The organism is Thalassospira sp., assembly GCF_002709775.1.
GTDB lineage: Bacteria > Pseudomonadota > Alphaproteobacteria > Rhodospirillales > Thalassospiraceae > Thalassospira.
Genome location: NZ_PAQR01000037.1, coordinates 49347 through 71190, shown reverse-complemented (window position 1 = coordinate 71190; position 21844 = coordinate 49347). Strand labels below are relative to the sequence as shown.

Here is a 21844-nt window from a genome sequence, read left to right as displayed (position 1 = left end):
CGGCCCGATGACTGATCGCGTGCTGATTATTGATTTCGGATCCCAGGTCACCCAGCTGATTGCACGTCGCGTGCGCGAAAGCGGTGTCTATAGCGAGATCCATCCTTTTAACAACATCTCGGACGCGTTCCTGGATGAATATGCCCCCAAGGCGGTCATCCTTTCGGGTGGTCCGGCATCGGTCCACTGGGACAAGGCGCCCTCTGCCCCGGCAAAGGTGTTTGAGCTGGGTATTCCGGTTTTGGGTATCTGCTATGGTCAGCAGACCATGGTCAATCAGCTCGGCGGTAAGGTTGCGACCTCTGATCACCGTGAATTCGGTCGTGCCTTTGTCGATGTGATCGAGGATTGCGATCTTTTCAAAGGTGTTTGGGCCGAAGGCGCTCGCGAACAGGTCTGGATGAGCCACGGCGACCGCGTTGATGCGCTGCCGGATGGTTTCCGCGTTGTTGGTAAATCCGAAGGCGCACCGTTTGCCGCCATCGCCAATGACGAGAAGAAATTCTATGCCGTGCAGTTCCACCCGGAAGTGGTGCATACCCCGCATGGTGCGCAGCTTCTCAGGAACTTTACGCACGGTGTTGCCGGTTGTTCAGGCGACTGGACGATGCATGCCTATAAGGACGATGCAATCGACAAAATCCGCAAACAGGTCGGTGATGGCAAGGTCATCTGTGGTCTGTCGGGCGGTGTTGACAGTTCCGTCACCGCGGTTCTGATCCACGAAGCGATTGGCGATCAGTTGACCTGCGTGTTTGTTGATCATGGTTTCATGCGCTCGGGCGAGGCCGATCAGGTCGTCACCCTGTTCCGTGACCACTACAACATTCCGTTGGTGCATGTGGATGCGTCGGAAACGTTCATTGGTGCCATCGAAGGTGAAACCGATCCGGAAGTTAAACGCAAAACCATCGGCCGTCTGTTCATCGAAGTGTTCGAAGAAGAAGCCAAGAAAATCGGTGGTGCCGACTTCCTGGCACAAGGCACGCTCTATCCGGACGTGATTGAAAGTGTGTCCTTCACCGGTGGCCCGTCGGTCACCATCAAGTCGCACCATAACGTTGGCGGCCTTCCGGAACGCATGAACATGAAGCTGGTCGAACCGCTTCGTGAATTGTTCAAGGATGAAGTCCGTGATCTCGGCCGTGAACTTGGCCTGCCTGATAGCTTTGTTGGTCGTCACCCGTTCCCTGGACCCGGCCTTGCCATCCGTATCCCGGGCCAGCCGATCACGCGCGAGAAGCTTGATGTGCTGCGCAAGGCAGATGCGATCTATCTCGAAGAAATCCGCAATGCCGGTTTGTATGATGCCATCTGGCAGGCTTTTGCTGTGCTGTTGCCGGTACGCACCGTTGGTGTCATGGGGGATGGTCGTACATACGATTACGCTTGTGCGCTGCGCGCTGTGACGTCAACCGACGGCATGACTGCGGACTTCTACCCGTTCCCGCCAGAATTGCTCGGCCGCATCGCCAACCGCATCATCAACGAAGTCAACGGCATCAACCGCGTGACCTACGACTTCACCTCGAAACCACCGGGGACGATTGAGTGGGAATAAGTTTTCCGATACCGGAAGTATCAAACGGCGCGTCCATTGGGCGCGCCGTTTTGTTTTGATGGTTAGTTTCATCCGCGTTTCAAGAGAGTAATTGCTAATGTTATGACGTGGGCTAGCGGTTGGATTTTGTTCATCGCTTAGTTACGTAACGCCGAGATATATCAGTACCTTCAACTCTCTTGCGAAGCCTGTCTATTCTTCCACTGCATTCTTTAATGTTCGGTTTTAGAGAGCTATGTTCAGAGAATCAGGCGAGCGAGCAAAAGCAAAAAGTCTTATAGAGTCGGGTACAGGGAAAAAAAACATGATCGTTGCTCTGGTCATGATTGAAGAACTTCGAGTATCCTAAAAAATATAGAACTGTTCAGATCTGCAGAGCAGAAGAACAGGAGCATAATATGACAACGACTTTCGAACCTATCATTTATTAAATTAGATTCTTGCTCGTTCTCAGGTGCTTTGAAAATTGTCGTACTTGTGGTTGTTCGCAATGGATGTGAGGATACAGATGAGACCAGATCCAGAACTTGACTTGTTTTCGGATGACGACCCAAACATCGAAGGTGTCGATGACGCCGTTGCTGCGGCAGGTGATCTTTCAAACGCTGTTCTCTATCATACGGACTGGACAGTAGAGACCCTTTTGGTTCAGCTCGAAAAGGGTAGAATTGACATCAATCCCAGCTTCCAGAGAAGAGACGCATGGACGCGTAAGGCCAAAAGTCTACTTATTGAGAGCATACTCCTCAATTTTCCTGTTCCAGCAATCACCCTCGCTGAAAGAAGCAAAGACAAGACTTTCATTGTTGTGGATGGCAAGCAAAGATTGAGCACACTTGCTCAATTTTTCGGGAAAATGCCTGAATCTAAATACAACAATTTTAAAATAACTGGATTACTACAGCTTTCACAACTTAACGGTCTAGGCTTTTCGGAGCTTCGTGAGGCGCATGCTGATTTATCTGCGCAACTGGAGAATTTCGCAATCAGAACAAATGTAATTCGCGGTTGGAAAAACGACGAGGTTCTTTTTAGCATTTTTCATCGCCTCAATTCAGCTAGTGTGAAACTCTCACCGCAAGAACTTCGCCAAAGTCTTCATCCTGGACCATTTACTGCGTTCATTTCCGATTACAGTGAGAGATCGAATGCATTGCGAGACATTTTTCCTAGTCCAGAGCCAGATTTCAGGATGCGTGATGTCGAATTGGTGACTAGATATCTCTCGATTACTATGTTCCTTGAAAATTACCGAGGCGATTTGAAGCGACATCTTGATGAGAGTGTCGAATGTTTGAATTCGCGTTGGAATGAGCTGGAGCACAGCGTTTATGCAGCTTTAGATCGATTTGAAAAAAGTTATCAAGTAAGCCTTCTGGCTTTCACCCGTGAAGCCGTTTTTCGTAAATGGAATGGAGCCGATTGGGAGAACCGTACCAATCGCGCCGTATTCGATGTGATCATGTTAAACCTCCTGTCTGATGATGCGTTACTTGCCTTCGAACAAAGAGGTGATGATGTTGTTTCTGCATTCAAAAGTATTTCGGATGATAGTCGATTTCGGGAAGCAGTCGAAAGGACTACGAAGACGACATCAGCACTTTATACGAGGGTGAGTCTTTTTGCTGATGCTTTAAGTGGAATTGGAGTTGAAGCTATACGCCTCCAGTATGATGAGACGGCGAACAAGATCTCTATGGAGGTCTGATGTCTAAGCATACTTCGCACTATCACTGCTTTGTCCGCGGGATTGTAGCGCGTCGGAGGTGTTTTTTATTCCGAGGTAACTCTAGGGAACTTGTTTATCCCGCGAGAGGAACCGTTTGGGAGGCTTCGGCTCGCGATGACGCGATGTGTGACGCGTTTATCCTTTTCACAGTGTCCGAGTTGGAAGCTTATCTCGAAGGAATACTCCGGGATAGCATTGAACTGTATGAGAATATGGCGCACGAGAGCATTTTGAAAAAGTGTGGTGCATTTAGTGATTTTGGAGAGAAATTCAATAAGAAGAAGGAAGCATTAACGAAGAATAACAACGCAAACTGGAGTAGGATAAGTCACTTTTTTACGTTCATAGGTCTCTCGCGGGATGCTCACTTCCCGCAGGATTTTTGGGATGACGTAGAAATCATAGTAAAGCACCGCGGCGATCTTGCTCACAACGGTGTTAGTATGAAAATCATCGAAGACAGACGAAATGTAATCCAAAAAGCTGAGGAGGTGATTCGTAAGGTCCGTATATTTGATTTGAGTTTACATGCATGGATTTTATCTATGCGGTCTGAAGTTGCAAGGTTGGGTGGGCTTTCACTTAAATTTGAGCCGGAGTTTGAGTGAAAGATCCTATGTATGCTGGATGCAATATTGTGCAGGTTGTGATCGTTGAGCCTGAACCAATTTGGGGTTCCTGCTGATCTTCGCAGGCTGACAGGCTAATACAAGCTTAGCGGTAGAGGCGCGATTGGGTGCTGTACGGAAAAGTTAGAGTCTGTAGCTGCTTCCTTCGGAACGCGAAGGCTTTATCGCATTGATCTCTTTTAGTTAGAGTATATTGAATATATTTCCAAATATGAGTTATCACACTGCGATTATGATCGTCAGTTAAGCGGCCCCTCGGACCCACAATCCCCCGTCGCGTTGCAAGCGTTTGACAATGCCTGTTGCACACTGCGCTGCCAGTTGAAGGTCAGGCAGGATGACAGGGACAGGACTGCGGCCAACGTCATGATCACGCGAAGGGGGCGCATGGCTTGTGCCTTTACTTGTTTGCTCGAAGGGCCGGTAGGCCAACACCTGTGGTCTCGAATCCGCCGTCGGCAGCGACGATCTGCCCGGTGACAAAGCTTGCCTTGTCCGAGCACAGGAAATGGATGACTTCTGCGATTTCGTTTTCGGTGCCATAACGGCCAAGCGGCATGGCATCGAGGTATGCCGAGATGATTTCCGGTGAATGCACCGCCATCGCCAATTTGGTTTTGACCGGGCCGGGGCAGACGCAATTAGCACGGATGCCATATTCACCCAGTTCGGCAGCCTGTTGTTTGGTCATGTGAATGACCGCTGCCTTTGATGTGCCGTAAGCAACGCGCAGTGTCGAGGCCCGAAGGCCCGAGATCGAGCCGATATTGACAATGGCACCTTTGGTTTCCTTGAGTGCTGGGATGGTCGCTTGCGAGACAAGGAACACGCCATCAAGGTTGGTTTCCATGATGCGGCGCCAGGTGGCAAAGCTGGTATCCTCGACCGGCAGGAAATCGGCAACGCCGGCGTTGTTCACCACTGCATCAAGTCGCCCAAAGGCCGAAAGAACTGCATCGACCATCTGATCAACGTGTTTGGGTATCGAGACGTCATATTCAAAGGCCGAGGCCGCATCCGAAACGGTTTTTGACGCAGCGTCCAGTTCCGGTCCGTCGCGATCGATCATGGCGACTTTCCAGCCCTGATCGATAAACAGTTTGGTGGTGGCAAGGCCAATTCCGCGTGCGGCCCCGGTGACCAATGCGACTTTCTGCGTCATGTAAAACGTCCTTTCCTGAAGCGTTCCCTGTTGCCGCTGCATTGTGCGCGGCATTGTTTGTCGTCATTTAGGCAAAACCAAGGACGCCCGGCAAGCATATGATCCATCGCAGATGCACATCATCCGAGAAATCTAGGCCAAAAACAGTTGGGACGCGAAAACCAGCATCGAAAACAGTTTGACGAAATAGGCAATTGAACGCGCGCCATTGATGCCCGGAAGTCGCGTGATGCCAGCAAGATAAAAGCCGCCATGCACAATGCGTGCGACAAGGAAGGTGGTGGCGCAGGCAATGGTAATGCCATTGGACAGACCGATGGCATGTGCCGTAAGCACGATAATCGCAAAGGGAACAAGGTTTTCCAGATGGTTCTGATGGGCCCGCACGCCGCGTGCCGCCATGCCGGTCCGTTCCGGCAGGGAGTCACGGTTGCCCATGAGGCGCTTGCCGCCCACACCGGGCTGCTTGGCATAGGCATAGTTATATGCCCATGGGAAGGCGAGGCAGAGAAAGGCGTTAAGAACCAGAATGGTTAATTCGTAAGTCATTGGCAAACCTGATCTTTGAGATGGTTGTATGACCTACGTTACCTGGACAGTTGATAGATCAGTTGTGGTGACTTTTAAGTTGTGAGCCGTGAAGGATTTTGTGGTGCCAGATGGCCTTATTTTATAGATCCAAACCGTCTTTTGGCTCCATCCGCTCTTGTCGCGCTCATACTTGTTGTCTAGCGTTTGGGCAACAATATGAGTACCCCGTCCTCGGGCGCAGGTGTGCCATCCGATCAGGAAACCGTCCCCGGAAGTTTCAGTGCATTTCGATTAAGGGGCTATGGCGTTGGCAAATATTCAGGACAAGGCACGTGTGGTCATTATCGGTGGTGGTGTGATTGGCTGTTCGGTGGCCTATCATCTGACCAAGCTTGGCTGGAAAGATGTTGTCTTGCTTGAGCGCAAGGAACTGACATCTGGCACCACATGGCATGCAGCCGGCCTGATCGCCCAGTTACGCGCGACCGCGAACATGACCCGCCTTGCCAAATATTCCCAGGAGCTTTACGGCACGCTTGAGGATGAAACCGGGGTTGGCCTTTATGACATGTCCTCCTTTGGCAAAATCCGTGTCGAAGGCCCGGATGCAACTGCTTTCCTCAATCACATCTGCGGTGGGGAAATGGACGTGCCGGTCGGCAAGATCGTCTATGCACAGTTCCTCAATACGCGCGGCGGGATTGAGGCGGATGTAACCATCACCCGCCTGTCGGAGCTGACTTATCTTGTCGTCACACCGGCGGCAACGCGGCTCGCCGATGAAACGTGGATGCGCCGCCATATTGGCGATCATATGGTCGTCATCACCGATGTCACGGCAGGCGAGGCAGTGCTTGCCGTCATGGGGCCGAAATCGCGTGATCTGCTATCTGCGGTATCACCCAACGATTTCTCGAATGCCGCCAACCCGTTTGGCGCGGCACAAGAAATCGAAATCGGCATGGGAATCGCCCGTGCCCATCGCGTTTCCTATGTCGGGGAATTGGGCTGGGAGATTTATGTCAGTACAGATATGGCAGCCCATGTGTTTGAAACGCTTCTTGCCGCGGGTGAAAGCAATGGTCTGAAGCTCTGTGGTCTGCACATGATGGATGGTTGCCGGATCGAGAAGGGTTTCCGTCATTTTGGCCATGACATCACCTGTGAGGATCATGTTCTTGAAGCCGGGCTTGGCTTCGCGGTTAAAACCGACAAGCCTGATTTCATCGGCCGGGACGCTGTTTTGGCCAAACGCGAAAGCGGCCTGAAACGGCGGATGGTGCAGTTCCGGTTGGGCGATCCAGAACCGCTTCTGTTTCATAACGAACCGATCCTGCGCGACGGCAAAATCGTCGGTCATCTGACATCGGGCGCCTATGGTCATCATTTGGGTGCTGCCGTCGGGATGGGCTATATCGGCTGTGAAGGCGAAACTGCCAACGACATTTTGGCGTCAAGCTATAGCATTGATGTTGCGGGCACAGTGGTGCGGGCCCAAGCATCGCTGCGCCCGTTCTACGACCCGTCCGGGGATCGGATGAAGTCGTAGAACGGGGATGCTCGAAGTGTGTCGTGCTCGGCCAGCATGCAGTGGCCGGGCACTAATCCGGTTGAAACTCCAAAAGATCGCCCGGTTGGCATTCGAGTTCCTCGCATATGGCCGACAGCGTTTCAAACCGCACACCACGGACCTTGCCGGATTTCAGCAGTGACAGGTTTTGTTCGCTGATGCCGATCCGGGCTGCGAGTTCCTTGGACTTCATCTTGCGAGTGGCCAGCATGACATCCAGTCGAACAATAATACCCATCAGACGAAGCTCCGGTTTTCGTCATCAATCCGTGCCGCTTCGCCCAGCACCCAGGCAATGACAATGATCAGCCCGCCGAGAAACAGCGTGCTGGCTTCTGCATTGCTTAGCCCGATTGACAGAACCCGTTCACCCGCGGGGCGGTGGAAGGTCGCAAGAACCGAAGTTGCAGCCCCCGTCAGCGGCTTGATCAGGGTTTGTGCCATCAGAGCAATACCAAACGCCTTGAGGTGACGGATCGGTTCCGTCTGGAAAATGGCGTTCTGTGCAAAGGCACCAAACATTTTGCGCAAGCGATAGAGGCCATAGGCCAAAACCAGCGACGGGATCATCATCACTGTCATGGTGACGTATTTCTGCCAACCGGAAAGGGCATGAAGATCGCCAAGGCTGACGGTCATCTGACTGGTGCTGGCTTCAACCCAGCCCGGCGCATACCAAACGAGTGGCACGACGAGGAACTGAAAAATGATCGCGATGGCACAGACCCAATAAAGAACGGTGCTGATAGCGCGCACATTCTTGAGTGTATCAGTGGTTTCTACGGATGACATGTGTGGGGCTCCAGAGTGACTTCATTTCGAATCGTATGTAATAATTAATGTAAAACATTAAAAAATTATCGAAATGAGTCAAGGTCGTTTGTTTTCGATGCGATGCCAAGAGGCTTGTTCCTTGCTAATTTTCACGTGTCTCTTGCCTTGTGGCGGAAGGCATGGAAAATAACCCACATGTCAGAGAGCAAAACAAAATCCCATACTCCCGTTAGCGCAAGCGATGCAGATGGTTGCCAGCAATGCGATACTGCAGCCCGTCTTGGTCTGAGCACCAAACAGGGTGAAGCCGTTACCCGCGATGCATCCCGCGCAACCGGACAGGCGCTCTCGCTGCCCGATATCGAGGCGGCGGCAAAGATTTTTGCGCTGTTGGGGGATGCTGGGCGCTTGCAGCTTGTTCTGCGCTGCATGGAAAAACCGCAAACGGTATCGGAACTGGCCCAAGCAACCAATATGTCGCAATCGCTATGCAGCCATCATCTTCGTCACTTACGCGATCAGCGCATTCTGGCGTCTGAACGTCGCGGACGGCATATCCTTTATCAGATCGACGATGATCATATCTCACGCGTGGTGCGTGATACCTTTGCGCATGTAACGCACGACTAGAATGGCGACATTCAAATTTTGATTTGAATGTCCTTGACAGTCGCTCGTCTGCAAAATACGTTTGCCTTAACACATAAATGAAAATTTGATTGTTTGAGGTGATGGATGTCTTTCATCGCGAAATGGACGGACCTGCCGACTGTCGGTTCCTGTGCGCATTGCCGGGAAACCGTCATTACTGCGCTGAGGCAGGCGATGCCACATCAAAGCTTTTCCGATGACGGGCAGGGGATCTCGACCCCGACCCAACTGGGTGATGACGACAACGCCACATTCCAGAAGATTCTCAAGGATCATGAAAACGGTATCGTTCATTACCAGTGGCATGTTTCGGGCATGGATTGCGGATCTTGTGTGGCCAAGATCGAAACCGCGTTGAGTCGGATGGATGGTGTTTCCTGTGTCGATGTCTCGATGATGCGTGAAAGCGTGACACTTGGCTTTACCGCCGACCAGGCAGCGGAAAGCCAATCGGTTGCGCCAACCCTTGGTAAGCTCGGTTATCCTGCTGAGCAAACAGGTGCGGCCATCGTCAAAGCTTCCGCAAAATCATCCTGTGGCACGTCCTGCTGTGGTGGGGCTGCGGCCGGTAGCGAAACGGATGAAGCATCACCGCCCCAGAGCCTGCTGCGTCGTTTGGCGCCGTGGTCTGCCGATAATGATGAAATCGCCTTTGCCGCCATCTGCCTTGCGTTGGGTGGGGTGATTGGCGCGATCTTCCCTGCAACCGCGCCCTATGCCATGTCGGTGGCCTCCCTTTTGGCAGCTCTGCCTGTAATGAAAAAGGCGCTTCGTCTGGCGCAAAGCGGGGCCATTTTCTCGATCGAGCTTCTGATGTCGGTCGCTGTCATCGGTGCTGTGGCGATTGGTGAAAGCCTTGAGGCCGGGATGGTCGTGCTGCTGTTTGCCATTGGCGAGCGGCTAGAGGGTGTTGCCGCTGGTCGGGCGCGAAGCGGGGTCAAGGCGTTAATGAAGCTTGCCCCGGAAACCGCCCGTTTGGTTGCTGGCAGCGGGTTTGAAACCGTCTCGCCCAATCAGCTTGCCATCGGCAATGTCATTGAAGTCCGGCCTGGCGAGCGTGTGCCATCCGATGGTGTGATCGAAACAGGTGCGGCCGAGATCGATAACAGCCATCTCACGGGTGAGTCCGTTCCGGTCTATAGCGACGCTGGCGTCGAAGTCTTTGCCGGGGCAATCGTCACAGACAGTCCGGTGAGGATTTCCGTAACGCGTGCTGCCGGGCACACCATGCTGGATCGCGTGATTGAGCTGGTTGAGCAAAGCGAAAAGCACAAGGCCCCTGTCGAGCGCTTTGTTGCCAAGTTTGCCCGCATCTATACTCCGATCATCATGGGGCTCGCACTGGCAACGGTCGTGATCCCGCCTCTGCTGTTCGGGCAGGGTTGGGAAGACTGGATCTATCGTGGTCTAGCACTACTTTTGATCGGGTGCCCCTGTGCGCTGGTGATTTCAACGCCTGCTGCAGTGACCTCTGCCTTGGCGCGCGCGACAAAAATCGGCCTTCTGGTCAAGGGTGGCGCTGGTCTGGAGCTAATTGGGGCTGTGCGCACCATGGCGTTTGACAAGACCGGGACACTGACCGAAGGCAAGCCGAAGCTAAGTGCGATCAAGACGGCAGAGGGTTATGGCGAGAACGGTGTTTTGACCATCGCCGCAGCCCTTGAAGCCGTCACATCCCACCCTTTGGCCCGTGCGGTGGTCGCGGCAGCAGAAGACCGTAATCTTGATCTGCCCGTGGTCGAGCAGGCCAAAACCATCGCCGGGGCCGGTGTCGAAGGCCGCATTGACGGTGCTTTGTATCAGGTCGGGGCAGCCAAGCGGCTAAGCGGCATGCCCGATGGTGAAATCGGTGATTGGCTGAGCGCGCAGGAAGAAGGCGGCAGTACAGCTGTTGTCATTCTGAAAGAAGGGCAGGTGATCGGTGCACTGGCGTTGCGTGACGTAGCACGCAGTGACGCAAAACAGGCTTTGGCGGCGCTTAACAAACTCAACATCACGCCGGTAATGCTGACCGGTGATGCTGATCGGGTCGCCAAACGCATGGCGGCAGAGCTTGGCATGGAATACCGTGCTGAACTGATGCCCGAAGACAAGCTGAATGCATTGGCGGCCCTTCGCGATGATCCGAAGCGATCCGGACCGGTGGCTATGGTTGGCGATGGCATCAATGATGCCCCGGCATTGAAGGCGGCTGATGTCGGCATCGCGATTGGTGGCGGCACCGACATCGCGCTTGAGGCCGCTGACGCGGTCGCGGTCAAGGCCCGGCTGGGTGATGTCGTCAATCTGGTGAAACTGTCACGCAGTGCAAGGCGGGTGATCCGCGAAAACATCGCCATTGCGCTTGGTCTGAAGGCAGTCTTCCTGGTGACATCCATCACGGGCCTGACCGGATTGTGGTTGGCTGTTCTGGCCGATACCGGTGCGACGGTGCTGGTGACGATCAACTCGCTCAGGCTTCTGATCGCCTTGCGCAAGCTGTAATGAAAAAGCCAAGTCCGGTGAAACGCTAGACTTGGCTTTTGAATTGGCTATGAAGTGCCGGTTAAGACACATCCATGGCATCTGCCGGGATAATCGCGCCACGATGTGTGATGACCTTCGCTGCCAGTTCGTGACCGGACAAGGTTGCCGCAGTCCCGTCCTCGCCCTTGATCAAGGCGGCCAAAAAGCCGGCATTAAAGCTGTCACCAGCGGCAGTGGTGTCGACGGCCGTTACGGGATTGGGGATCGCGATATGCGCGACGTCACCGTGATCATAAAGCAAGCAGCCATCGGCACCCTGTTTTACGACAATCATTGACGGACCAAGCTTGGCGATTCGGTCAATTGTTGCCTGTGCTGTCGCATCCCCCCACAAAAGCGCTTCGTCTTCAAAGGTGGGAAGAACGAGGTCAGACAGAGCCGTGATGCGAGCATAAATCTCACGCGCCTGATCGTGCTTTTCTTCCCAAAGTTTTGGCCGGAAATTGCCATCAAAGGCGATCTTGCCGCCTTTTGCCTTGCAGGCTTCCAGCGTTTGCATCAGCAACGCCATATCTTCTTCCAGGACATGTAAGCTGATGCCTGAAAGGTAAAGCCAGGGGGCACCTTCAAGTGCCTGCAGATAGACGGGGGGTGCGAGTGACAATGTTTGGCGTGCAGCCGACTGGTTGCGCCAGTAATGGAAAAAGCGTTCGCCGTCCGCGCGATTGGTGATGGAATACAGCCCGGTATTGGCAAGATCTGTGCTGATCAGAAACGCATCACTCACCTGATTATCGCGGAGCACAGCGCGGATCATATCGCCAAACGGGTCTGTCCCGACGGCAGAGGCGAATCCGCTTTTGATCCCAAGCCGGCCAAGATAGACCGCAGTATTGAACGTGTCCCCACCGACCTTCACGCTCGAATCACCTGTCGGGCTGAATGAAATTTCACCCATGGCTTCGCCAATGCAAATGACATCAACAGACATCATAAAACTCCCTTGGGTGAACTAGCGCAGCATGCCGCGTGCAGCGACAGGCATTTCTGTCATTTCGCCGTTTTCATCTTTGACCCAGATGGTCGGAAACAGATTGGAAACAACGCAGATGTGGTTCGGGATGATCGATATGATGTCACCGACGGCCGGATCCCAATTGCTGTCACCAAGCTCGATGATGCCGTGTTCTTCGGAAAGACCGACAATCGACGCATCAGGTGCCTCACGAACCATGCCAAACCCTTCAAGTCCCAACAGGTCAGAGCTGAGTGCCTTTGAGCCGGCATCAATGATGGCACGCGTTTTGGTCGGGCGGGAAACCACCGTTGCCTTGACGACCGCAGCACAGTCTTCAACACCACAGGCACCGCGCGCAATCAGGGAGCGGTCGTTATAGATATAGGTTCCCGCGCGATGCTCGGTCGCGTGTTTAAAGGCCCCAAGGGTGTCCATGTTCGGCGTGCCGCCGGTTGACACGACCGGGCAGGCGATACCCGCAGCCTGGATCAGCTTCTTGGCATCGGCCAGCCATTTGTCGACATTTTCAGAATGATCCATCGGCGGATAGGTCATCAATCCGCCGAACCTTAAACCCGGCATCCCGTTGATCTGTGATGCGAGTTCGCAAGCTGCAATCGGGCTTTGGACTCCACACCGGCCTGCACCTGTGTCGCATTCGACCAGAACCGTCAGATCAATCCCGGCATTGGCAAAGTGCGCAGACAGGCCTTCGGCCACCGTCGAATTATCGCAGGTCACCGACAGTTTGCATTTCTTCGCGAGCGCCACCAGGCGATCCAGCTTGGCATCACCGATCACATTGTAGGTCAGCAATATGTCCTGGAGTCCGCCCTCAGCCATCACTTCGGCCTCGCCGGTCTTCTGGCAGGTGATGCCGATGGCGCCAGCAGCGATTTGCCGTTTGGCGAAAAACGGCAGTTTGTGCGTCTTGATATGCGGGCGCGTCTGCAGGCCTGCCGCATCGGCATGCTTCTGGAAACGCGCAATGTTTTCATCAACGACGGGGAGGTCGATCACAAGGCAGGGAGTATCAAACATGCTGGTTCCTGGTGAGTTTGAGGTTGGCGCTCTCAGCTTTTTGCAAAACGAAATTGACATATCTTGAACGCCGCTGCTAGGGTAAATCCGAAATAACGGCATGTATTCCGTTATAACGGAAAATAAGAAACGGTTCAAGAATGTGTGGCTTATTTGAAACTGGAGACAGGAATGACATTTCTTAAAACCCTGGCAGTAGCGACTGTCATGACCGCAACCGCTGTTTCGGCAGTTGGTTCCGCATCGGCTCAGGAAGCAAGCAAGCTTCAGGAAGTTCTTGATCGCGGTTACCTGATCCTTGGTACGGGCTCAACCAACCCGCCGTGGCACTTTGTCGATGGTGACAATCAGCTCAAGGGTTTTGACGTCGATATGGGCCGTCTGGTTGCCAAGGCGCTGTTCGGTGATCCGAACAAGATTGAATATGTTCAGCAGTCCGGTGATGCGCGTATTCCGAACCTTGTCACCGACAAGGTCGACATGGCCTGCCAGTTCATGACGGTAACGGCCGAACGCGCACAGCAGATCGAATTCACCATTCCCTACTACCGCGAAGGTGTTGGCCTGCTACTGATGGCAAATGGTGACTATGCCGACTACGACGCACTGAAAGCAGCTGGTGATGACGTTACTGTCGCTGTTCTTCAGAACGTCTATGCCGAAGAAATGGTGCATTCCGCACTGCCTGATGCAGAAGTCGATCAGTATGACAGCGTCGATCTGATGTATCAGGCGCTGAATTCCGGACGTGCCGAAGCAGCTGCAACCGATCAGTCTGCCCTTCGCTGGTTCATGGTTCAGAACCCGGATCGTTATCAGGATGCCGGTTATGCTTGGAACCCGCAGAGCTACTCCTGTGGCGTGAAGCCGGGCGATCAGCGTTGGTTGAACTTCGTCAATACCGTCCTGCACGAAGGCATGACCGGTGTTGAGTTCCCGTTCTATGCGGAAAGCTTCAAGACCTGGTTTGGTGAAGAACTCGAAACGCCGAAAATCGGCTTCCCTGTCGAGTACAAGTAATCAACGCCAGCATTCGGGAATTCCGCTTTGAATTACGATTTCAACTTTGACGTCATCTGGCGTAACTGGGATCTCCTCGCAGAGGGTCTGGGGCTTGGCCTGTTTCTGGCCGTTGTCTCGATTGCGATCGGATGCGGGATCGGTCTTCTGGCGGCGTTCGGGATGCTTTCGCGTCATAAAACCTTGCGCTGGATCGCGGTGGCTTATGTCTCCGCGATCCGCAATACCCCGATCCTTGTTCTCATCCTTTTTTGCTATTTCGCGCTGCCGCAGCTTGGCATCGCACTGGACAAAATCTCGTCCTTTGTTTTTACGCTGTCGATCTATGCTGGCGCGTATCTGGCCGAGGTGTTCCGTTCCGGTCTTGTGGCGTTGCCAAAAGGTCTGCGTGAAGCGGGGCTTGCGATTGGTTTGACCGAGTTCAAGATCAAAACCAACATCATCATTCCGGTGATGTTCCGCAATGTGCTGCCGTCACTTTCAAACAACTTCATTTCGCTGTTCAAGGACACGTCCCTGGCTGCTGCGATCGCGGTGCCGGAACTGACCTTTTATGCGCGTAAAATCAATGTCGAAAGCTTCCGTGTGATTGAAACATGGATGGTCGCGTCAATGATCTATGTGGTTGCCTGTTATGTGATCGCAGCACTCCTGCGCCGCCTTGAGCTGCGCCTTGCAGTTCCGCGCTAAAGGGGTATCAGATGAACTTTTCTCTTTTCCTGACTGAACTTTGGAATGCGCGGCTCAGCCTGCTTTCGGGTTTGGGCGATACCATCCTGATATCCGTGGCATCGGTCGTGCTTGGTTCGATCCTTGGCGTGTTTGTCGGTTTGGCGATGACTTACGGCGCGAAATGGCTGCGCTTTATCGTGCGCTTGTATATCGACTTCCTGCGTGGAACGCCGGTGTTCGTGCTGATCCTGGCTTGTTTCTATATTCTGTCGGTGGTCGGTCTTGACCTGACGGCGTTTCAGGCCGGTGTTCTGGCACTTACGCTGTTTTGTTCTTCGCATGTTGGCGAGATCGTCCGGGGCGCTTTATCCGCGATTCCACAAGGTCAGACCGAGGCAGCCAAATCCATTGGCCTGACATTCGGACAAACCTTTGTTTATGTGCTGCTGCCGCAAGCCTTGCGTCAAATCCTGCCAACCTGGGTCAATACGGCGACCGAGATCGTCAAGGCATCGACACTTCTGTCGATCATTGGCGTGGTCGAGCTTCTTCTCGCCACCCAACAGGTTATCTCGCGCACCTATCTCAGCCTTGAGTTCTATCTCTTTGCGGGCTTTGTCTATTTCCTTTTGAACTTCGTGATCGAGCAGGCCGGTCGTGCCGTCGAACGCCGCATTTCGATCCCATAAAGAGGCAATCATGTCCCCAATTTTGACTATTTCCGGCCTTCACAAAAGTTTCGGCAAGGTCGAAGTCCTCAAGGGCATCGATCTGACCATGCAGCAGGGTGATGTCGTCTCACTGATCGGATCTTCAGGTTCTGGCAAAACAACACTTTTGCGCTGTGTGAACCTTCTTGAAGACTTTGAGCAGGGCTCGATTGAACTGGCAGGCCAGTCTATCGGTTACAAGCAGGACGGTGGTCAGCGCCGCCGCCTGTCAGAACGCGAAATTGCCCGTCAGCGAGCCATGACCGGCATGGCGTTTCAGCAGTTCAACCTGTTCCCGCATATGACGGCCCTTCGCAATGTCATGCTGGGTCTGATCAAGACCAAGAAAATGCCCAAGGACGAAGCCCGCGCAGTTGCTGAAAAGTGGCTTGAGCGTGTTGGCATGGGCCAGCGTCGCGATCATTATCCCGGTCAGCTTTCCGGTGGTCAGCAGTAGCGCGTGGCAATTGCGCGTGCCATCGCCATGAACCCGCAAATCATGCTGTTTGACGAAGTGACATCGGCCCTTGATCCCGAATTGGTGGCAGAGGTGCTGGCAGTTGTTCGTGATCTGGCCAATGAGGGCATGACCATGTTGCTTGTGACGCACGAGATGCGCTTTGCGCGCGATGTTTCAAGCAAGGTCGTCTTCATGCATCAGGGGCGCATTCACGAAGAAGGCACCCCCGAAGAAATTTTCGGCGCGCCGAAAACCGAACGTTTGCAGGGTTTCCTTGCAAATTCAGAATTTTGAGAATCAGGAGATATTTTAATGAGCATTAAAAGACACGGTGTTGGCGAAGGTAAAGGCAACGGTCAGAAGGCACTGCCTTTTGCCAAGGCAACCGAAGCTGACGGCTGGCTTTATGTATCGGGCCAAACCCCGATGCGTGACGGTGAAGTTGTTGGCAATGGCATCGTTGAACAGTCCCGTATCGCGATCGAGAACATGCTCAAGATCGTCGAAGATGCCGGTTACAGTGCCGCTGACATCATGCGTATCGGTGTCTGGCTTGATGACGCGCGTGATTTCTGGTCCTTCAACGGCGTGTTCGAGGAATATTTTGGCGAAAACCCGCCGGCACGTGCTTGTGTCCAGTCCTCGATGGTTGTTGATTGCAAAGTAGAGGTCGACTGCATTGCCTTCCGTAAGGCATAACTGTCTGCAACTATTGCGCTAAGACGTTAAGAGAGGGGTTTATGACAGAACAGCAGGTACGAAAGCGTGCGCGTGGGATTGATCGTGCGTTCGATATTCTTGACCATCTGCGTGATGTCAAAACCTCTCAGCGTCCCGCCGAGATCGCCCAGGCCTTGGGCGCGCCGACCTCTACCGTTTACGATCTGATCGGAACACTGATTGATCACGGCATGCTGGAGACGACCGATGCCCATGGTTCGGTCTTTCTCGGTCGACGGGTCTATTTTCTCGGCTTGGCCTATCGCGACTATTTCGATCTGACCCGTCAGGCCGCTGGCGTGCTCGATGAAATCACCGCCAGCACCAAGGAAACGTCACAGTTCTGTATGCTGGATGGCAACAAATACACCGTTGCCCTGCAGCGAGAGGGCAGTCGCCCGTTTCGCATCTCTGCCGATGTTGGCGAACGCACGGCCATTCCATGGACCGCTTCTGGTCGGTTGTTGCTAGGGCATCTTGATGATCAGGAAATCCGCGATCTGATCCCGGCAGAAGACTTTATCCTGCCCGATGGGCGTCAAATGGATATCGATGCCTATATTGCCGAGATCCGTCGTGCACATGAAGAACGCTTTTTCTCGTTCGACAGCATCGTTGATACCTTCACGCATTGCTTTGCCGCACCGGTCTATGATCAAAGCGGCATTTGTTCGGCAACGCTGTGTATCGTGGCACCCAAGGATGATGCGCGCGAAAACTACGGGCTTTACAAAAACGTTCTTCAGGCGGCCGGGGACAAGCTTTCCAAAACGGTCTGACCCAAGACGTTATATCGTCTGCGCTCACCCGGATTGAACATCCGGGTGTTTTTGTTTCTGCGTGTCTGTGTATTGGAAGCGGGGCCCCGAAAAGAGAAAGCGGCGGTTATCGTTTCCCGCATCGATAACCACCGCTTTTCCACCTTGAGAGGCCTATGGGGAGAGAGGACCCATAGGTCTGAGAGACAAGCCGTTTTGGGGACAAATGCGAATGGGTTGCATTCGCGGGCTGTGTCGAGAACCGTTATAGGTGAGCTCCAAATACAGCGCAAGTGAAAATCGTTCTCATTTGCGTAAAATTTTTGGTTGAGTATTTCGTGATGTAAATAGCCCGACCAAACCACTCGGTTAAGGGCGCAGTTTTCTGCGCATTTCAGGGGTGTAAAACGTTAAAACCCGCACGGCTTGTGCGGGTTTGTCATGCTTTTATGATTGGTGGGATCAGGCCTGAATACGGCGTAAATGGTTATCCCAATGCAGCGATTTGTGCGAATCGTCGGGCAGTTCAACCCGTTTTCGGCGAATCGCATCCATCCGCCAGCCATTGCCAAGTCCGCTTGTGCCGACAAATTCGCCCGACTGGTTCGTTGCGGCAAGGCCGCAGCCATCCGGGGCGGCGATATGGGTCAGGAAGTCGTTGGTTTGCGCATCCCAGAATGTCACAAGCCCGCCACGCGGACAGGAAATGCCAAACACCTGTCCCGATGCGTCAAACCGTACCGATCCGCAATATTGCCGCATGCGGTATTGAACGTTGTCAGGTGCCTCGATCGGGCGGATTTCCGAACCGGGCTGCCAAATGCCAACCAGTGGCACCTGATCGGTCAGGTCGCCCTGATACTGGAAGCCTGCGGCAATCATGCCATTGGCCGCCACGTCAAGATGGCGGATCGAAAGTTTGTGCCAGTCATGCTTGAGGGCTGCCTGATGGACAAGCTTGCCCGTACGACGTTCAATGATCGAAAGGTTGGGTTCCATCGAGCTGATGTTAAGCGGTGTACGCCCATCCTGATCGGGATGGGTATGCAGCCCGCCATTGGCAATCACCAGATGTTCACCATCCGGCATCAGATGCAATTCATGCGGGCCGGTGCCAAAGCTGTCGAACTCTGCCACACGGCGATAGCCATCCTCGGCATCCCAGACGGAAACCACCCCGCGGGCATGATCGAAATCGTTTTCGGTGATGTAAAGATAACGACCATCGTTGGAATAGATGGCATGGCCATAAAACCGGCGATCTTGCGGGCAGTGGAGTTTGGCGCGCACTTCGCCGGTATGGCGATCAAGGATCAGGCCATAAAGTCCGGGGCGGCGTTCAACGGCGGCCACATCCACATGGTTGGGGCGAAGGCCGATGTCATGTCCGCGGCCGGGCAGGGCTTGCTCAAAAAGAATCTTGCCCGATGCATTAAACGCGCTGACATAATAGTCATCATGTTCCCCAGCACTGGCGGAAATATAGACCGCGCGATCTTCCGGGTTTGGCGTGGTGGCCGCACGGGCAAGTCCCAAGGGCAACAGGGTAAAGGCCCCGCCAACGCCCATAAGCTTCAGGAAATTGCGACGTTGATATTCCATCTCTGATCTCCTTTTTCGTGCGCCTTAGTCACCATCAAGGGCGTTAAAGCCACCACCAAGCTGGGTGTTGCCGCCAACATCGTTCTCAACAAGCATGGTCAGGAATTCGATCTGCCCCTTGAGGTCCGAAAGCGTGGCATAGCCGTCAGACTGATCAAGGACCTCTGCGACCGACGGCGGCAGGTCCGCAACCGTGTCAGAAACCGTCTGCCAGTTAAGCTTGAAGGACCGATCCAGAAGACTGTTATCGATCAGGGCGGCCAACCCCTTGCCTTCCTCGCCAACATCGCCCCACGTTCCATCATAGATCGCGAAGAGACCAATCAGGTTGTGTTCGATATTGCGAAGCGACCGTCCGGCAAGCGGGCTTTCCCCGCGGCTCGCCCGCGCGTCTTCGGCATTTTCTCCAAGCGGTCGGGCAAGTTTCTGGGTCGAGATGATCAGAAGACCTTCATGCAGGGCGCGGTAAAGATCGGTCGCGGCGAATTTCGCACTTGGATAGTCCATGCTGTCGGGCCCGGCATTCTCCATTGCGGTTGCGAATTCCGGCCATTCAGCCTGCAATTCACCTGACAGGGTACCAAGGTTTGTGGCAATGGCGGTGCCATATTGGCACAGGAACACGCCGTCTTCATCGGCGGCAATCATCTGATCACCGTGATCATCGGCAAACAAAACCTCTTCAAGTGCCGGAAAGCCCTGAAGTGCTGCACTGGCACCGGCAAGCTGTTCGGGATCGGTATAGGCGGCGGGTTTGTCAAACATCAGCTTGCGGAACTGCCGGGCGGCCGTGCCATGTTTGTCCGGCCAATATTCGATATGCTGATCCCGGCCGTTGGCGACCAGCGGGCCCATGCGCCAGGGCTGGATTTCCTGCCAGATATCCATTGCCGCATGATAGGCTGCTTGCGTGTCTTCAAGCCCGCCGTTATCGGGATCGGAACAAAAATCCCTGAATTCTTCGCTCAGTTCTTCGGTCGCTGTGTGAAATTCATCAAGCTTTGGCGGCATCACAGTACCCAGCAGATGTGCCAGAACCGGCTGATAGCTTTCATCGGGGATATCGGCTTTGGCACCGGGGGCACTCAACCCAACAGCAAGAACGGTCGTGGTTGAAAGCAACAAGCTGCGCCAGCTGGGTTTGAAGATCATGTGACTTTTCCCGATATTCTCGTGTTTGGGCATCTGATTTCGCGTGTGTTCTTGCAACATATAACGCGTCACAAGGACTTTAGAAACGCCAGCAACTGACTGCGCTCCGATGGTGGCAGCTTTGTGACCGCATCGCGGGCGGTTCCGGCTTCACCGCCATGCCACAGGATCGCTTCAAGAATGCTTGTTGCCCGTCCGTCATGCAGGAAGCGCGCGCGGGGATCGATTTCTTGCGCGCGGCCAATGCCCCAAAGCGGTGGCGTGCGCCATTCGCTGCCTGATGCTTGCGCCTCAGGCCTATCGTCGGCAAGACCGTCGCCCATGTCATGGAGCAACAAGTCGGGGTATGGCCAGATCACCTGTCCGGATTGTTCAGGCATGTCGTCTTGTTTTGGCAGTTGATAGCGCGGCGTATGACAGGATGCGCAGCCGATGGCGTCAAAGATTTCGGCCCCCGCCAGAACGTCCGGGTCATTGGCATCGCGGCGTGCGGGCGGCGCGATGTTGCGCGTGTAATAAAGCACCAGATCGGTCATCACGGAATGCACTTCGAGGCCTTCGAACTCATCATCATTGCCGTTAGGCGCATTGATGCAATCGGTTTGTGCCGCTGTGCAATCGCCACCGCCATGCGGATAAAGCGGGGTCGAAAGGCCGATATCGAACTGGAATGCATTCTGGTTTTGCTGATCAAGGGTCGGCATGCCTGCCTTCCAGCCAAAACGGCCAATCGCCATATCGGCCTTGCCAATGTCCCAAACCCGGTTAAGCCGCCCGGAAATACCATCACCATCTTCATCCTGCGGATCACTTGCCGCAATAAGGGTGCTGTCGGGGATAGCTTCCAACAGCCCAAGTCCGATCATTGGCGGTGCCAAGCGCGGGGAGACCATCACATCAGGATGCAGCGGCCCATAAGCCAGATTGGTCATCTCATAAGTCGGTTTGCGCAAGGTAACGGTTTCGTCGCCCGCAAGGGTCACTGCGGTCGCTTCATAGCGCACCTTGACCCGACCTTCTGCGGCAATGCCTGCGACCGAGAAATCCTGAAACTGGCCGCCATAGACCGGATCAGGAATGGTGGCGCGCTTGCCATCCAGATGATCGCGAAGCTGTTCGGGTGTTTGCGGCGGGATCGACAGGCGCAGCAACATCGATGTTGCCCCGGCTTCGCCATCGTTTTCATCAACCGGATGACCACGGCCATTACGGATATGACATCCGCTACACGCACGTGAATTAAACAGCGGACCCAATCCGTCTGCCGCCTTGGTGCGGGTCGGCGCAGTTACCCACAGCCTTTGAAAAAGGGCTTCACCCAGCTTGAAATCAAGCCGCTTTTCAAAGCTCATGTTGGCGGATTGATGCATGAAGGCATCGCGTCCGTGATCAGCACGCCAACTTGTGTCCCCGCCGGGCAGGGTCGGGGTGCCAGTTGTTTCGGCATGAAGGGTAATTGGCGCAACGGCAAGGCCGACGGCAACCAGCCAGAGCGGGCATGAAAACAGGGGCGTGCGTGCGGGACGGTTCATGGAAGTCTTCTAGTTTTTGTTCAAAGCAAAACGGCGGGAGAATTCATCCCCCGCCGTTCACTGTCATTCAGGCAGGTGCCTGATAA

Annotated in this window: 20 protein-coding genes and 1 pseudogene; 12 read left to right on the top strand and 9 right to left on the bottom strand. The window is 54.0% G+C overall.

Features of this window, described 5'->3' with window-relative positions:
* Positions 1 to 7: 7 nt before the first annotated feature.
* From guaA to CMO10_RS13945, 3 genes are all read left to right on the top strand, one after another.
* On the top strand, positions 8 to 1561 hold the full coding sequence (guaA, locus tag CMO10_RS13955; protein ID WP_044828355.1) for a glutamine-hydrolyzing GMP synthase: 1554 nt from the start codon (positions 8 to 10) through the stop codon (positions 1559 to 1561).
* Between the two features lie 508 nt (positions 1562 to 2069).
* Positions 2070 to 3269 carry a DUF262 domain-containing protein gene (locus CMO10_RS13950; protein ID WP_297023295.1) on the top strand — a complete coding sequence of 400 codons (1200 nt, stop codon included), beginning with the start codon at positions 2070 to 2072 and terminating at the stop codon, positions 3267 to 3269.
* Positions 3269 to 3898, top strand: a complete 630-nt coding sequence (locus tag CMO10_RS13945) for a hypothetical protein (protein WP_297023291.1) — start codon at positions 3269 to 3271, stop codon at positions 3896 to 3898. The genes CMO10_RS13950 and CMO10_RS13945 overlap by 1 nt, the downstream gene beginning before the upstream one ends.
* A 421-nt stretch (positions 3899 to 4319) precedes the next feature.
* Here CMO10_RS13945 and CMO10_RS13940 read toward each other — a convergent pair whose 3' ends face one another.
* Positions 4320 to 5081: an SDR family NAD(P)-dependent oxidoreductase gene (locus CMO10_RS13940; RefSeq protein WP_297023289.1), complete on the bottom strand. Its 762-nt coding sequence runs from the start codon at positions 5079 to 5081 to the stop codon at positions 4320 to 4322.
* 132 nt (positions 5082 to 5213) lie between these two features.
* Positions 5214 to 5630 carry an MAPEG family protein gene (locus CMO10_RS13935; RefSeq protein WP_297023287.1) on the bottom strand — a complete coding sequence of 139 codons (417 nt, stop codon included), beginning with the start codon at positions 5628 to 5630 and terminating at the stop codon, positions 5214 to 5216.
* A gap of 283 nt (positions 5631 to 5913) precedes the next feature.
* Here CMO10_RS13935 and CMO10_RS13930 point away from each other — a divergent pair, with 283 nt between their 5' ends.
* Positions 5914 to 7161, top strand: a complete 1248-nt coding sequence (locus CMO10_RS13930) for an aminomethyl transferase family protein (protein ID WP_297023285.1) — start codon at positions 5914 to 5916, stop codon at positions 7159 to 7161.
* Between the two features lie 52 nt (positions 7162 to 7213).
* Here CMO10_RS13930 and CMO10_RS13925 read toward each other — a convergent pair whose 3' ends face one another.
* Together CMO10_RS13925 and CMO10_RS13920 are read right to left on the bottom strand one after the other, a co-directional pair.
* Positions 7214 to 7420: a helix-turn-helix domain-containing protein gene (locus CMO10_RS13925; protein WP_297023283.1), complete on the bottom strand. Its 207-nt coding sequence runs from the start codon at positions 7418 to 7420 to the stop codon at positions 7214 to 7216.
* On the bottom strand, positions 7420 to 7974 hold the full coding sequence (locus tag CMO10_RS13920; RefSeq protein WP_297023281.1) for a DUF2975 domain-containing protein: 555 nt from the start codon (positions 7972 to 7974) through the stop codon (positions 7420 to 7422). Before CMO10_RS13920 ends, CMO10_RS13925 begins: the two co-directional genes overlap by 1 nt.
* Positions 7975 to 8151: 177 nt before the next feature.
* On the opposite strand from CMO10_RS13920, the gene CMO10_RS13915 reads away from it, so the two are divergent.
* Both CMO10_RS13915 and CMO10_RS13910 read left to right on the top strand, forming a co-directional pair.
* Positions 8152 to 8586 carry an ArsR/SmtB family transcription factor gene (locus CMO10_RS13915; RefSeq protein ID WP_297023278.1) on the top strand — a complete coding sequence of 145 codons (435 nt, stop codon included), beginning with the start codon at positions 8152 to 8154 and terminating at the stop codon, positions 8584 to 8586.
* 105 nt (positions 8587 to 8691) lie between these two features.
* The gene (locus CMO10_RS13910) at positions 8692 to 11091 is read left to right on the top strand and encodes a heavy metal translocating P-type ATPase (RefSeq protein ID WP_297023276.1); all 2400 of its coding nucleotides are present in this window, start codon (positions 8692 to 8694) and stop codon (positions 11089 to 11091) included.
* 61 nt (positions 11092 to 11152) lie between these two features.
* On the opposite strand, the gene CMO10_RS13905 is transcribed toward CMO10_RS13910, so the two are convergent.
* Positions 11153 to 12064 (bottom strand): sugar kinase, encoded by a 912-nt coding sequence (locus CMO10_RS13905; RefSeq protein WP_297023273.1) that lies wholly within the window; start codon positions 12062 to 12064, stop codon positions 11153 to 11155.
* A 21-nt stretch (positions 12065 to 12085) separates the two neighbouring features.
* The gene (locus CMO10_RS13900; protein WP_297023271.1) at positions 12086 to 13132 is read right to left on the bottom strand and encodes a D-TA family PLP-dependent enzyme; all 1047 of its coding nucleotides are present in this window, start codon (positions 13130 to 13132) and stop codon (positions 12086 to 12088) included.
* A 171-nt stretch (positions 13133 to 13303) separates the two neighbouring features.
* Between CMO10_RS13900 and CMO10_RS13895 the strand changes: the two genes are divergently transcribed.
* From CMO10_RS13895 to CMO10_RS13870, 6 genes and pseudogenes are all read left to right on the top strand, one after another.
* Entirely contained in the window at positions 13304 to 14152 is an 849-nt protein-coding gene (locus tag CMO10_RS13895) for a transporter substrate-binding domain-containing protein (protein ID WP_297023268.1), read from the top strand.
* 27 nt (positions 14153 to 14179) lie between these two features.
* On the top strand, positions 14180 to 14842 hold the full coding sequence (locus tag CMO10_RS13890) for an amino acid ABC transporter permease (RefSeq protein WP_297023265.1): 663 nt from the start codon (positions 14180 to 14182) through the stop codon (positions 14840 to 14842).
* An 11-nt stretch (positions 14843 to 14853) separates the two neighbouring features.
* Complete coding sequence (locus CMO10_RS13885; RefSeq protein WP_297023262.1) at positions 14854 to 15513, top strand: amino acid ABC transporter permease; 660 nt, start codon at positions 14854 to 14856, stop codon at positions 15511 to 15513.
* A gap of 10 nt (positions 15514 to 15523) precedes the next feature.
* A pseudogene (locus tag CMO10_RS13880) lies at positions 15524 to 16288 on the top strand (amino acid ABC transporter ATP-binding protein).
* An 18-nt stretch (positions 16289 to 16306) separates the two neighbouring features.
* The gene (locus CMO10_RS13875; protein ID WP_044828368.1) at positions 16307 to 16693 is read left to right on the top strand and encodes a RidA family protein; all 387 of its coding nucleotides are present in this window, start codon (positions 16307 to 16309) and stop codon (positions 16691 to 16693) included.
* Between the two features lie 41 nt (positions 16694 to 16734).
* On the top strand, positions 16735 to 17493 hold the full coding sequence (locus CMO10_RS13870) for an IclR family transcriptional regulator (protein ID WP_044828369.1): 759 nt from the start codon (positions 16735 to 16737) through the stop codon (positions 17491 to 17493).
* Between the two features lie 441 nt (positions 17494 to 17934).
* Here CMO10_RS13870 and CMO10_RS13865 read toward each other — a convergent pair whose 3' ends face one another.
* The 3 genes from CMO10_RS13865 to CMO10_RS13855 form a co-directional block, all read right to left on the bottom strand.
* Entirely contained in the window at positions 17935 to 19074 is a 1140-nt protein-coding gene (locus tag CMO10_RS13865) for a DUF1513 domain-containing protein (protein ID WP_297023257.1), read from the bottom strand.
* 24 nt (positions 19075 to 19098) lie between these two features.
* On the bottom strand, positions 19099 to 20226 hold the full coding sequence (locus tag CMO10_RS13860) for an imelysin family protein (RefSeq protein WP_297023254.1): 1128 nt from the start codon (positions 20224 to 20226) through the stop codon (positions 19099 to 19101).
* A 68-nt stretch (positions 20227 to 20294) separates the two neighbouring features.
* Complete coding sequence (locus tag CMO10_RS13855; protein WP_297023251.1) at positions 20295 to 21758, bottom strand: di-heme oxidoreductase family protein; 1464 nt, start codon at positions 21756 to 21758, stop codon at positions 20295 to 20297.
* Positions 21759 to 21844: the final 86 nt, after the last annotated feature.